11 protein-coding genes and 1 other RNA gene are annotated in these 13,660 nt (G+C 45.3%); 2 read left to right on the forward strand and 10 right to left on the reverse strand.

Annotated elements, in window-relative coordinates; translation table 11 throughout:
• Positions 1 to 851: 851 nt before the first annotated feature.
• Positions 852 to 2,198 (forward strand): Na+/H+ antiporter NhaA, encoded by a 1,347-nt coding sequence (nhaA, locus tag MJ770_RS04405; protein WP_239250390.1) that lies wholly within the window; start codon positions 852 to 854, stop codon positions 2,196 to 2,198.
• A gap of 615 nt (positions 2,199 to 2,813) precedes the next feature.
• Entirely contained in the window at positions 2,814 to 3,488 is a 675-nt protein-coding gene (locus tag MJ770_RS04410) for a tetratricopeptide repeat protein (RefSeq protein ID WP_239250391.1), read from the forward strand.
• Positions 3,489 to 3,895: 407 nt separating this feature from the next.
• Here the strand turns inward: MJ770_RS04410 and MJ770_RS04415 are convergent, their stop codons facing one another.
• The 10 genes from MJ770_RS04415 to MJ770_RS04460 all read right to left on the reverse strand — a co-directional run bounded on the left by MJ770_RS04415 (position 3,896) and on the right by MJ770_RS04460 (position 13,643).
• Positions 3,896 to 4,312, reverse strand: coding sequence for a protein YgfX (locus MJ770_RS04415; RefSeq protein ID WP_239250392.1), 417 nt, complete (start codon positions 4,310 to 4,312; stop codon positions 3,896 to 3,898).
• A 57-nt stretch (positions 4,313 to 4,369) separates the two neighbouring features.
• A complete protein-coding gene (locus tag MJ770_RS04420) occupies positions 4,370 to 5,320 on the reverse strand; it encodes a pseudouridine synthase (protein WP_239250393.1) in 951 nt (316 codons plus the stop codon).
• Positions 5,317 to 5,916 (reverse strand): recombination mediator RecR, encoded by a 600-nt coding sequence (gene recR / locus MJ770_RS04425; protein WP_239250394.1) that lies wholly within the window; start codon positions 5,914 to 5,916, stop codon positions 5,317 to 5,319. The genes MJ770_RS04420 and recR overlap by 4 nt, the downstream gene beginning before the upstream one ends.
• 25 nt (positions 5,917 to 5,941) lie before the next feature.
• Positions 5,942 to 6,268 carry a YbaB/EbfC family nucleoid-associated protein gene (locus MJ770_RS04430; protein WP_239250395.1) on the reverse strand — a complete coding sequence of 109 codons (327 nt, stop codon included), beginning with the start codon at positions 6,266 to 6,268 and terminating at the stop codon, positions 5,942 to 5,944.
• Positions 6,269 to 6,286: 18 nt separating this feature from the next.
• Positions 6,287 to 7,900 carry a DNA polymerase III subunit gamma/tau gene (dnaX, locus tag MJ770_RS04435; protein WP_239250396.1) on the reverse strand — a complete coding sequence of 538 codons (1,614 nt, stop codon included), beginning with the start codon at positions 7,898 to 7,900 and terminating at the stop codon, positions 6,287 to 6,289.
• 13 nt (positions 7,901 to 7,913) lie between these two features.
• Positions 7,914 to 8,447: an acyloxyacyl hydrolase gene (locus MJ770_RS04440; RefSeq protein ID WP_239250397.1), complete on the reverse strand. Its 534-nt coding sequence runs from the start codon at positions 8,445 to 8,447 to the stop codon at positions 7,914 to 7,916.
• Positions 8,448 to 8,468: 21 nt separating this feature from the next.
• Positions 8,469 to 8,566, reverse strand: an RNA gene (ffs, locus tag MJ770_RS04445) — signal recognition particle sRNA small type.
• Positions 8,567 to 9,312: 746 nt separating this feature from the next.
• Positions 9,313 to 11,205 (reverse strand): 3'-5' exonuclease, encoded by a 1,893-nt coding sequence (locus tag MJ770_RS04450; protein WP_239250398.1) that lies wholly within the window; start codon positions 11,203 to 11,205, stop codon positions 9,313 to 9,315.
• Between the two features lie 825 nt (positions 11,206 to 12,030).
• Positions 12,031 to 12,399: a cytochrome b5 domain-containing protein gene (locus MJ770_RS04455; protein ID WP_239250399.1), complete on the reverse strand. Its 369-nt coding sequence runs from the start codon at positions 12,397 to 12,399 to the stop codon at positions 12,031 to 12,033.
• Positions 12,399 to 13,643, reverse strand: a complete 1,245-nt coding sequence (locus MJ770_RS04460; protein ID WP_239250400.1) for a ferric reductase-like transmembrane domain-containing protein — start codon at positions 13,641 to 13,643, stop codon at positions 12,399 to 12,401. Before MJ770_RS04460 ends, MJ770_RS04455 begins: the two co-directional genes overlap by 1 nt.
• Positions 13,644 to 13,660 lie beyond the last annotated feature (17 nt).

The following is a 13,660-nucleotide window of genomic DNA, read 5'->3' on the forward strand; positions in this document are numbered from 1 at the left end:
ATGTTAAGTTATATGAAATAAAATAAGTTTATCCGATATGTTTTTATTGTCAGCAGTTTGAAAAGCATCTGTTCGATATTCTACTCCTAAACGAGTGTGTTTCATGTTGTCCATGTTAAGTGATAGATTGCTGCCAACGTGATCGATACCCAACATTCTTGGGGGCATGTCGGACTTACATTTTCGTAGTGGAAATTGAGCTGGTTTAGGGTAGCTTCTGCAAGCTTTTACCTTGCAGTGAAATGCCTGCTTACCCGGCTTGACGATTTAGCAGGGCAATAGTTATTCTATTACCTAAAAGAGTGTTGAAAAATTCACTGGGTTGATAATAAATTTACAGGCTTTTCTGCTTCATTCGTCAACTCGATATTCTTGCTTGATTGCCTTCTCAGCAAGCAGCTGATATGGTTAGCAGAGCCTGAATATCCCAGTCCAAAGTAGTGCAATAGCATTTGAATCGTTGATCATCCAGATGTTGCCATAAGTGAAATTCTTAAATTCGAAAATTTGTCATTTCCATTTTCGCGGGAATGATGAGTTTTTAAAATCGCCCAAAAATTAATGAAAATTTTCGTTACTTTTGCTTATACAAAATAATTGGAAAAATAGAGAAGTAGAAGTCATTTATCCGACTGCGAATATCAAATCGCTGTACTCGGCGGTAAAAAATTCTGCTTCTATTTCAGCCAATTAACTCAGTCGCTTTGCTGCTAGAAACATGTTTATGACAAGGGAATTACTGCACGGCAATCACGCTATTACATGCAATTAAACGCCAAGCTACTCAGTGTTAATTCAGAACAAAATCGCTGATTTCGATGTGGGTTAACGGTGAATAATGGCTTAAAAATATGATTGATGATTCAAATAATTTGTTGCAACGTGGACTTGAAAATATACGCGATCCTTTTTCAAACTTTATCCGTGCGCAGAGAACAACCAGCTGGTTCCTTCTGCTAGCTACTATCTTGGCCCTGTGGTGGGCTAACTCAGATTATTATTCGACCTACCAGAATCTGACACATACATCGATTGGATTCTTTCTGGGTGATTTTAGCCTGCATGCTTCACTCAAACACATCATCAACGATGGGTTAATGGTTGTATTTTTTTTCCTCCTTGGACTTGAGATCAAACGAGAAATACTTGCCGGAGATCTCGCACTTCCAGAAAATCGACGCATGTTAATTCTTTGTGCCGCCGGTGGAATGGCTTGCCCAGCGGCTATCTATTCGTTATTCAACTGGTCACTTGATTCACAGATTGGATGGGGTATCCCATTGGCAACCGATACCGCGTTCGCTTTGGGCGTTCTCACTATCATAAGAAAACATATCCCTGGCGGATTATTAGCTTTTCTCGTGGGCCTCGCTATCGTGGATGATGTCGGAGCTATATTGGTTATTGCAATATTTTATACTCAGGATTTATCTATAGTGCATCTAGTGAGCTCATTTACTCTTATTGCATTTCTGGCCTTAGGCAATTACGCAGGTATACGTCAGCCGTATTTTTATATTATCGTCGGAATAGCAACCTGGTGGATGATGCTCAAATCTGGTGTTCACCCTACATTTGCCGGTGTCGCAATTGCTGTAACTGTACCAGCTCGTCCAAAGTTGACCTCGGAAAAATTGCTTGTTAAAGCGAAGGGAATCATCAACTCAATTCAGGAAAAATCAGAACCTGTCGATGTTCTCGGCAGTCGTACGGATCATGAACAGGTGCTAGAGGTACGTGATTGTGCAGAACGTGCCAGCACACCGCTGCGTCGCTGGGAAGATGCACTGGCGCTACCAGTCGCACTACTTATCTTACCTTTATTTGTGCTAACCAATGCTGGCGTTCCTTTCAGCTCTACTACATTTATTGAAAGCCTTCAACAACCAATCGGATTGGGAATTATTTCTGGCCTTGTTCTCGGAAAATGTATCGGCATTACCGGTGCATGCTGGCTTGGCCTGCGCTACAAAATAGGTTGTTTACCTGTCGGTATCAATCTTCATCATATTATTGGCGTCTCACTCATAGCCGGGATAGGTTTTACTATGTCCACATTTATTGCTACGTTGGGCTTTGATTCCCAACCAGTACATCTCCAAAGTGCAAAATCATCTATTCTGGTAGCTTCATTAATTTCTGCAGTTCTCGGAGTATTGTATATTCGATTTGTTGCTGCAAAGCACAATATCCATTAAGGTGAAATCGTGATCGAGAAGCGAGCCACGATCTAAACATTTGTTGGACGACCTCGGCTGACTCACCAACGCTATGGAAATATTTCTTGTATCCGGCCTCGTAACAAAGAGCTGAGATATCAAGGTTAAACCCTAGTCGGCTAGCAGGGTCGTGGTGCTATCGCACGAATAGATGTGCGCACTGCCCGCTTATTTGAGACAGAGGTTACGCATCAGCAGTTAATGCATGTATGCACATTTGATAATTCTGCATGTGTCATAAAATTTGTGGATGGATTTTGTTCTGACAATCTTTGCTCAATAAAAATTTATCCGTTCAGACTCCGTTCTGAATTGGAAGATTCTGAGCTGATGACATGGCTAATTTGAGCGCTTTGTGTTTTATAATGGTAGGGGTGCGTTAGTCGATTTATTATCGGACATCAAACGGCAGAATGTGACGGTCAGTGATGGCACGTTATGAATATAAGAAAATTTAGCGAGAGAAGGGGAGGCAGCGTCATGCAGCTGCGTGTGGGCAGGTAATTTCATTAAAAATATAAGTATTTGTTTTTAAGATTGCTCACTGTTGTATAGAGAGAAAATTATGCAGATGTTAAAAGTGATAGGCGTAATATGGTAGCGCTAACACATCCGGATTTGGCCGTAGACTTTGAAGAAGGTATGAAGTTTGTCGCTAACAAGGATTACACCAAAGCAGCAGAGTTATTCAAGAAAATCGCGGAGCAAGGACACGCTGAGGCACAATTCTATTTAGGAGTCATGTACGAAGGTGGCCAAGGCATCACAAAAGATGACCAACAGGCTGTGGCTTGGTGGACCAAGTCTGCTGAACAAGGGAACGTACTAGCACAAAGTAATCTCGGGTATATGTATGAACAAGGTCAGGGTGTTGAACAGGACTACGAGAAGGCTGCAAATTGGTTCATTATGGCCGCAAAGCAAGGAGATGCGGAAGCACAGTATACGATAGGATTTATGTACTCGAACGGTGATGGCGTTCCACGAGACTATAAGCAAGCTATATTTTGGTTGAGTAAAGCTGCAGAGCAGGGTGATGTGGCAGCTCAATTCAAGGTAGGACTATTGCTTTTAGGGGAAGTCCATACACCCGACAATGATGTTCAACAGGATTTTATTGAGGCATATAAATGGTTTAGCATTGCTGCCGTAGATGGTGACGAAAATGCAAAAGATGGGCTAGAGGTTGCTGAATCGTACTTGACACCATCCGCAGTTGAAGAAGCGCAGCGACGAGCAAATGAGTGGATAGCAAATAATAAAAAATGAAATGTTGAATAAAAAGTCTTCTTCAATAAATATGGCAAGTTTTTAAATAATACATCCCTGTAATGTACGTCTAGATGACTTGCCATAAATAATGGAGTTATAGGGTGCTAGTTGCTAGTGTCAGGATGTCAGTCTTGCGTTGGTCTTTCCATCTTTTAGGATGGGTTGCTGAATTAACAGCCTGTCGGACTTTAATGAAATCAACTGTAAATTTAACTGAGCGGTGACTATTTCGCCGCTTTTTTATTGGGTAATGAAACTACCCTGCAAGATCGTCAAGTGGGATCAGGCATTTCACCGTAAGGTGAAAGCTTGCAAAATCTATCCTTGCTCAGATAAATTTTTTCTAAGAATTGTAAAGTTCGACAGATTACTAGCTAAAAGTAGGCCAGTGTATACTTTGAAAACTAACTCCCCCACCTGAGCCACACACGTAACTGCCGGAAAGATTCAGTATCCAGGCTGTCCGGCAGGATGATGACGCTGCGCGCTAAGTATTCTCCTTGCGGCAACACATTTAGTACGGTGATAAATGGAGTAACCAGACTATCGGTCAATACTTTTGCAGTTACTTGATCCCCATTGCGTGTAATCAATTGGACTAAGTCTCCGTCCAGTAGCAGTGTATGGTTAGAGGATAGCGCTAATAACCAGGCATCGTGCCATACGTGATATAGCAGGCTGGTTAACACAAGCAGGGCCAGCAATATCCTTGTCCATATAGGTAAAGCCAATGGGGCCAGAACTGCGAGCGCAATGCCATGCGACGTAACCAATACGATTGTGAAGTAAATAGAGGGTCGAAGATTAAATTGCCGTTGCATGGTTATTGCTTGGCAACTCGAAATATCTGCAATGAATAATCAGGCTTGACGTCTATTTCAAGGGCGCACTTTATTTTTATGCTGCGTTGCGCTACGACGTGCGTCTCCCTTGCCACTTGGAGCCGCTTTCATGCCAGTGCCAGATTTTTTGTTTTTATGGTCTGCATCCACAATCCTGTTATTTAATTTTCCAGTCATGCTTCTAGTCGATTCAGTTACTTTGTCAGCGACAGGTTTCGATTCCATGCTCACCCAGTCAAGAACTTGATTCACCTCTCCTGTGCCAAGCTCTGCCAATTCGCCTCGCTTTAAGCGAGGCGGCAGGTTAACAAGACCGAACCGCACGCGTATTAAACGGCTGATTGGCAAGCCTAAGGCATCGAAGGTGCGACGCACAACGCGATTGCGTCCTTCTTTCAGCATCAAGCGATACCAATGGTTGTAGCCCTCACCGCCTTCATCAGTCAGCCTTTCAAATTTCACAAGACCATCCTCCAAGGTGATTCCATCGTTCACCATCTGCTGCATCTGCTCATCGGTCATGCGGCCCTGCACGCGCACAGCGTACTCGCGTTCCACCTCAAAGCGCGGGTGCATTAGACGGTTAGCCAAATCACCAGAGGTAGTAAAAATCAACAGTCCACTGGTATTGTAATCGAGCCGTCCAATGGCGATCCATTTCATGCCTTGCAACTTAGGTAATTTATCGAACACGTTGACACGCTTTTCCGGATCATCGCGACTAACAATCTCTCCTTCTTGTTTGTGATACAGCAAAACACGCGGCAAACTATCGCTATTTGTTTTAAAGTGAACAATGCGCTTATCAGCACGTACTACATCGTCCTCGGTTACACGCATACCAAGTGTCGCCACTTCTCCGTTCACCGTTATGCGCCCAGCGGAAATCCATACTTCCATAGTACGACGAGAACCCAAGCCAACTTGCGCCAACACTTTCTGTAAGCGTTCGCCATGTTGTGCTGATTGCTTTGCCTGTTCGTTCATCCTGTTACCTCTCGTCTTTCAAGCACGGCTTGCGCCAGTGTGCCACTATCCACATGTTCCAACTCTCCACCTACTGGCAGCCCACGCGCGATACGCGACACTTTTATGCCCTGAGCGGATAGCAAGATCGTAATGTAGTGTGCAGTGGCATCACCTTCTACGGTGAAATTTGTGGCGAGTATAACTTCACATGTTTTGTCTTGTGCCCGCTTTACAAGCCGGTCCAGATGCAATTCACGCGGGCCGATGCCATCCAGCGGAGAAAGCCGCCCCATTAGTACAAAATACATGCCCCGATAGCACTGCGCCTGCTCCATCATTAGCAAATCTGCTGGCATCTCCACCACGCACAGTAGACTAGCATCACGCTTCGACGAACGGCATAAGGCGCAAATTTCTTCTTCAGAAAAATTATTACATTTGGCACAATGATGGATACTTTCTACAGCATGGCCAAGCGCTTGTGCCAACCGTAATGCACCTGGTTTGTCGCGTTGCAACAGGTGATACGCCATGCGTTGCGCAGATTTCGGTCCAACACCGGGGAGACAGCGCAAGGCGGCTATCATTTCTTCCAGACTGGTAGGCGTGTTCATCCAAGTGCTAAAGACATTAGGGTGTTCAGAACGGTAAACTCATGCCGGGTGGCAAATTCATTCCTGCTGAGAAACCACTCATTTTTTGTTGGGAGACTGCAGCAGCTTGCTTCACAGCATCATTCATTGCCGCCGCGATCAAATCTTCCAGCATATCTTTGTCATCTGATAACAAGCTGCTATCCAACATCACGCGGCGAACATCATGTGCACAGGTCATAACGACTTTCACCATGCCGGAACCAGCTTGACCTTCCACCTCAATTGTAGCTAGCTCGTCCTGCGCCTTCTTCATGTTCTCTTGCATTTGCTGGGCCTGTTTCATCATCCCGGCCAATCCGCCCTTCATCATGTATCTACCCTCCTTGGCTTATTGTATTGGTTTAATAGTTTCTTCAAGAATTTGTGCGTCCAACTGTGTCTGTGCCTCACGTACGAATGGATCTTGTGTAATGCCTTCAACAGCTTGTTGTTGAAGTGTTTGTTTCAATTTTTGCTCAACTGCGGCTGGTGTGGGCATATTGTTTTCACCTGGCATAACCACTAATCGTACTGGTTGGACGAAATGGTCGGCAAGGGCAGTCTGCAACTTGTCCTGAGCCATTTTATTGGTCAATAAGTGTTTGTGTTGAGGCGCTAAAATTAAAGTTAATCGCCCATCAACAAAATTTTCCAGTGTGCAATGCTTCGCCAATTCGCGCGCCATACCTTGCACTTTCAGTTGCGTCAGTAATGTACCCCAATCTATAACCATAGAGGTGGTTACTATTGGGTTGACTGACTGTGAAATAGTTTCAATAGTTTGCAATTGTTGTTTTGGTGCCGGAATAGATGTGGCGTTAGCTGTCGACGGCTCTGATACTTCAGTTGTGGGCTGTTCTGAAGCCGCTTTGGCGCCAGCTGGCCTAAATGCCAACATGCGCAGCAATGTCATGGTAAAACCAGCATATTCATCAGGGGCAAGATCAATTTCATTACGCCCGTGTATGGCAATCTGATAATACAATTGAATTTCCTCTGCGTTAAAACTCTTTGCCAGTTCAAGTAAGCGCACTCGCTCCGGCTCATCTTCTGTAATGGCCTCTGGCACTGTCTGTGCCAGAGCAATACGATGCAATAACGTCGCTAAGTCCTGCAAGGCAACATCAAATGCCAAGCTGCGACTTTGCATTTCGTCAGCAATACGCAGCAAACCGGCTCCGTCCCGTAACAGCAAAGTTTGCAACAGGTCATACAGGTAACTTTGGTCAATGGAGCCTAACATATTACAGACCGTTGACTCCTCGATTCTGGAATCAGAATAAGCAATAGCTTGGTCGAGCAGGCTTAGCGCATCGCGCATACTGCCCTGTGCTGCACGCGCAAGCAATGTCAACGCAGCGATGTCAAATGTGATGCCTTCCTGCCCCAGTATATATTCTAAGTGTGTGACGATTAACGCCGGCGGCAATTGTTTAAGATTAAATTGCAAGCAGCGCGATAATACCGTGACGGGGATTTTTTGCGGGTCAGTGGTGGCAAGAATAAATTTGACGTGCGCGGGTGGTTCTTCCAATGTTTTTAACATCGAGTTAAAAGCCGCTTTGGAAAGCATATGCACTTCGTCAATCAAATAAACCTTGTAGCGCCCCAATGTTGGCATATATTGCGCGTTATCCAGTACATCACGCATATTATCAATGCCTGTATTCGACGCTGCATCCAATTCAATGAGATCAACAAATCGTCCACTATCTATTTCCGTGCAAGCATTACAAATTCCACAGGGTGTGGCGGTAATGCCGATGGCACAATTCAGCGATTTTGCAAAAATGCGCGCGATAGTGGTTTTACCCACGCCGCGCGTGCCAGTGAACAAATAGGCATGATGCAAACGGTTCTGTATCAGCGCATTACTTAGCGCCTGCACGACATGCTGCTGCCCCACCAATTGCGCAAAGGTCTTGGGTCGCCATTTGCGCGCTAGAACGGAAGTTACTGACAAAATTTACGATATCTCAAAAATGGTAGGCAAGGCGGATTTGACTAAAATTTATGCCTGGGTTCGGTCGCTTGATTGAACCATTAGATAGATGCTGAAAACGATAACTCAAATCGAACTGTTGTCGATCACCAAACCTCAGGCCTGCGCCTAAATGATCGCCGAATTGAAAAGCAGTACTGAATCTACGTTCGGCATTGATATGTGTATCAGAAATTAGATGAACTCCAATCCCTGCTTCCAGATATGGTGCCAAGCCAGACAATGTTTTTTGTTGCAGACGAAACACTGGAGTAAAGCCGACATCAGTAATGTTGTGGTTATTGTCCGCACTGTTTCGGCCATTCCAACGCCCAACTGAAGCTTCCCAATAGCCGCTCACTAACCAGTTACCATCAGTAAACCACTTCTTGTCCCAATTCCACTGCGCACCGATACGTGCCATATTGGTGTCCTCATCGCCTTTACCAATTTCAGCGGAAACACCATCTATGGCCCACACATTCCCATTTAACAATATCGCACCGATCAGTAAATAGATCTGTTTCATTGCCACTCCAGCTTCGAATAAGGAGGCGAGCCTTGCCCTCGGCACTTGCAGTAATGGATATGGCTGCTTCCTTCCGGACCTGACCAGGTTCACCACCTTGCAATGCGAGGAGGCCCGCCAATTCTTTCAAGTTGATCAATAACCTGTTGCATAACACCAATACGGCGATACTAACGCCAATAATTATCGAATGCTACGTGATTTTACACATGCGCATGTCGGTTTCATGCTTATGTGTTTTGTATCGATGATATTTACTACGGCTATTGAACTACTAATACCCAGTGATAATACTATTAAATGAATCGACTGGCAAAATTCCTCTATCCCAATCTGTGTGAGCCTGAATGAGGAATGTATTTCGAACGAGGAGTTGGTGCAGTGATCGACCTTTGGCTGCAATGCTTTTGAATGAAACAGGCTGTTTCAAGTGGTGAGGTAAAGTACGATATTGGGGAAAAACCGAGCAGTTATAGGAGCATCCCTGCCTATAAAGGAACGTGGACATGGATTACGTTTGCAACATTGGAGATGGCACTAAAGCAGCCATCACGCTTAGTGAATGAGCATAACGACGTACGCGAACCGTTGCGTTATTCCAAACGAGATTATGGAGGAGGGAGAAACACATCATAAGTGTCCTGTCCCTTGGAATCATAGTGCAATTTGTATGTATTTAAAGCTTCCCATGTCTGGCAAACACCAAGACGCAAAAATTGCAAAGGAAATCAGTTTGCCATTGCGTGTATGCTCAATGCGGAATTTCGCTCCTTAATTAGTCAATCAACTTGTTTTGAGGAGTATTTTAACCAGAACTTCAGTCTTCATGATGCATGATGTAAACTTGCTAAATCTCCGGCCGAAATTAAGCACAAACACCCTGATAATTAGATGATGATTGTTCCTTACGTTGATGAATTGCCTCGCATTGCTTTGTAAACTGACTTTCGTTGTGATAAGTTATCAATAAGCTTTCCGTTGAACGCGTAAGGGCTACATAGAGCAAACGGGCTTCTTCTTGAGGAGTAGTCTTTGTATATGGCATACAACCTAAATCTGGTATCACGACACTATTGAATTCCAACCCCTTACTAGAGTGTATGGTTAACACTTTAATGGTATCCTTAGTAGTGTCGAATTCTTTGGTGCGCTGGCCATTGAATTGACATGAGTCCACGGCTATACCTTTCTTAGTAAGCCCCTCACAAATTTTTTTCACCTGAAACTTGAATCGGCACAGCACAGCCATTTGGCAATATGAATTGCCAGCTTTGGCGCATTGTTTTAGCCATGAAGCAACATATTCTAGCTCTTTCGCACTGTTTGCTAAGCGATGCACTTCTGGCCTTGCTCCTTTTCTACCACCGTATTTTGGATGCACAAGTGGGATATCCTCAGTTTCACTGGTTTGGTCGAGATAAGATGAAACAAACTTATATGAAAAATCGATAGCCTCTATAGTATTTCTATAATTCACCTTCAGAATTGTACTGCGTCCTGATGCATTGACTCCGACACTAGCCCAAGTGAATGCTTGCCGTTTGCTCCCGCCGTATATGTTTTGTACATCATCGTACATCAGTAAAAGTGAGTTGGTCTCTGGGTCAATCATCTGCACAAGTAGTTTGAACCACTCTGGTTTGAAATCTTGTCCTTCGTCTATCAACACTGCTGCATACTGAGCGAGTGGAACACGGCCTTTTTCGCAACCCTGAATTACGGCTGTAACCTGCTGCTCCCAAACCTTTTGATCTCGCTCATCGGCCAAATTAAGTTGATAGAGGTCACACATATCCTTGCACCAACCGTGAAAGTGGCGCACATGCACGCGATCTCCCGCACCTTTTTCAGTCAATAGTTGCTTGAATTTTGCCGCTAGAGTCTTGCTGTAACAGAGCACTAGAATGGGTTTGGCGAGGCCGAGTTTGTCTAAACACATGGCACGATAAGCTAGGATCAATGTCTTGCCGGAGCCAGCAACGCCATGAATGATGCGGTGCCCTGCACCCAGATTACGGGCAAGCTTCTCCTGCTCTATATCCATGATCTTGACCATATCAGGTAAAACCTTGGCGATGGATTGATGCGGGTCTGCCCCATCACTGGCTGCATTGAATAAACAGCCTTGTTGAATTCGAATTTCAGGGAATAGATGCCAGCGCACCCGATCAATCCGCGCTAAGGAAAGTATGCCACCGAAACTATATGTGAACATTCCCCACAGACTTTTTTGAAATACCTCGGCATCAACCAATTCTGTCATTTCGTCTTGGCAAATCACTTTGTCTCCAGGGATAGCCTGATCCAGTTCTGCCGCCTCAAACTGCTTGCGTGTGATGTTGGTGAAAACGACGCCGAAACCCCACGGTAATAGCAAATGTCCGTGATACTGTCCTTGCTCCTGTTTCACTAATAGCGGGTCACGTTCAAGAAGTTCTTTGATTTCAATTGCACATGCGCGTGCCTGTTCAAGCGGGTTGATTACAGTTTTCAGGCCGCGATCCGTGTGTATTTCGGTAGTGAGTCTATCCATCTGTTTAATCGTCTGTAATTTCCAATCTTTCACTTCAAGCACCAAGATGCCTCGGCTGGGATGGAGCACGACGAAATCAGGGCGACGTTGCTTAGGCCCGACTGGTACGTCTACCCAGCAATGATAGTCATCCTCAAGATTGCGTAATAGGCAAGTGCCAAAACGCCGCTCACCAGATGTCAGTTTTAAATTCTTGGAGTGTAGCGCAGGTAGGATTATGGCCATTTGTTATTTCTCAGGCATTTAAAATTGAATAGAGGTCGGCTATTTTGCTTCTCCCATTTAAGTAATAAGATGTTATGGGTGCATAGAGCCTATGCTCGACAAGAATTTATTATCGGCATTGTGACTATAATCATTAGAGGTTTAAATCGACTTATTAATTGCAAGTTCGAATCATTATTAATGTGCGGTTGCTTGACGATAGCTTTGCTCTGAAAGGTAAACAACGATACCTCTGTGAGCAACAGAAGGGTTTCCACTCTTCCGTTCGAGCCACTTGTCTTGCCCCATGATGCAGCGCAGCAGCGTTGGAGTCTTTGCGGAGCGCAATATATCTGTACCTTGCTGCCCAGCAAGAGGCTGCTCAACAGCGAGTGTCTGTACCTACCATGATGAGGATGTCGATGTTTTGCTAGCTTACCGTTTTGGTAGCGATGCTCTCGGCGTCACCCTAGAACAGTAAAATTTAAGCATCAAAGCCTGACGAATCTAGTATTTTCCTCGCACATTCGAGTTGTTTTGCCGCTTCCTGACTTTCCGTGACAGGCATCAAAATATGCGTAGGCAACCACTTAAATAATAGAGATAATATTTGTCAAATGGCTTGATTAATAATGAATTTATAGAAATATTTTGCTTTATTTGTCAACTCGATACCATTATTTATAGGTACTGATCAAGCGATATTCGACCTATTATCGTTATTTTTTCTGGCTTGCGATCGTAGGACAGTATGTCTGTATTGGATAAAGGTGATATTCCCACTATGCGATTATTTTAAATAAATCGACCTGTATTGGGATACCGCCTGCTAGCGGAGAGCAGCCATCAAGATTTTCCAGAAGCCAATATTCCGATTTGGTATTTGATCAGTAATTCGTCAGCATAGATGGAGTGCGGACGCCCTTTGGTCTTGGTGTTATAGGCTTCGGTCGCTTCCTTACCACACCAGGAAGGAAGGATATCTGGCTGCGATGGATGTTTGGGCAAATAAGCGCTTAAATCATAGACATTACCGCGAATAGCCACCCAGCAGTTTTCTGGTGTGCTATGTTTGGCCAATTCAGTCGGTGAAATCGATTTACCAACAGCAATAGCGGCGCTTTTTTCAGCAGGTGGTAACCACAGGCTTCCGGCCCAGAAAGCTGCCACCAGTAGCCAAAAAATAAGCGTAGCAAATATGTAGAGTAGGCGCATTATCGAAACTCAAATTTCTCAAAATGAATTTGTTGGGGCGTAACGTCTCGGTTGTGTAGATATTTTCTAAGTGCTGCAACCATGGCCGGCGGGCCGCACAGATAGCACTCATACTTTGCAAGCCCTTGAGTATCGAGAAGGGACTTGAGATCCGGCGCTTCGTCGCCGGTAGCCAATGCCTTCAGGGAAAGCTGCTGATCCAGATTGGCAAGGGTTCGGAGTTCATGTAAAAATGCTGCATCAACCTCGGTTCGATAAAGATAGAGGAGCATCGTCGGCTGATCTACAGGGCCAGTTCGCAGCAACGCCAGGAAAGGAATAATTCCGATGCCGCCGGCAACCCAGAGTTGCGGCTTCGGCGGCCGATCGGCTAGAAAAGTTCCAAATGCGCCATGCATACGTGCCAGCGTGCCGGGCTCGATAGACTGGATGTGCCGCGTACAATCACCTAGGGCTTTGACCGCTATGCATATCTCATGATCGGCACTAACCGAGCTGACAGTGAATGGATGGAATTCCCCGCGACCACAAAATTTCTGCCCCGTAAAGAAGGCGACCAGAATAAATTGGCCCGGCGTTATGACAGTAGGCTCTGCCAGAGGCTTCAGCGAAATTTCGACTATGTCTTCGGCCACTGACTTTACCGATCCCACGACATATGGCCGCGCAGCCACACCGAAGTCATCCCGAATAAGACGCCACCCCAAGAATGAGATGGCAAGAGCTAAAATTGGCAGAACGGGTTCACTGATACCGAGTAAAGTAAGGTGAACCAAACCGAGAAGCACACCTATCCCCAGCCCGAAATGGAGCCAGCGCCAAATCTGATAGGGAATGCGCAATATAAAGGTGGCAGCCAACCCAGACATCAGGAGCAGTAACGACAGCCAACCAGACCATATTGGCCAGCCTTGATTGAATGGAGAAAGCGTCTGCCATGCCAACAGTCGAGAATTCGGCCAGGCATCGGCAGCGAGTATTAGAGGGTGGGCCAGTAGCAGAACATAAGCAGTCGTGCCAGTCCAGTGATGCCATTGGTACATCCTTTCCAGTCCACCTAGCCACTGGGCCAGCCAGGTTTCCCGAAGCATCAATAACAGACTGACAAGCAGAAGGCTGCATCCAGCCCAGCCTAAGACAATTCCCAAGGTGCGTGCCGTTGACAGCCTCTCAGGGAAGGCCCACCAAATAAGGCTGGCTGTACAGGTCAGGATTAACAGTGGGATAGTTAGGTTGCGCAACATAGCCATGAGCTTATAGG

The sequence above is a fragment of the Candidatus Nitrotoga sp. M5 genome, assembly GCF_927904885.1.
Lineage (GTDB): Bacteria > Pseudomonadota > Gammaproteobacteria > Burkholderiales > Gallionellaceae > Nitrotoga.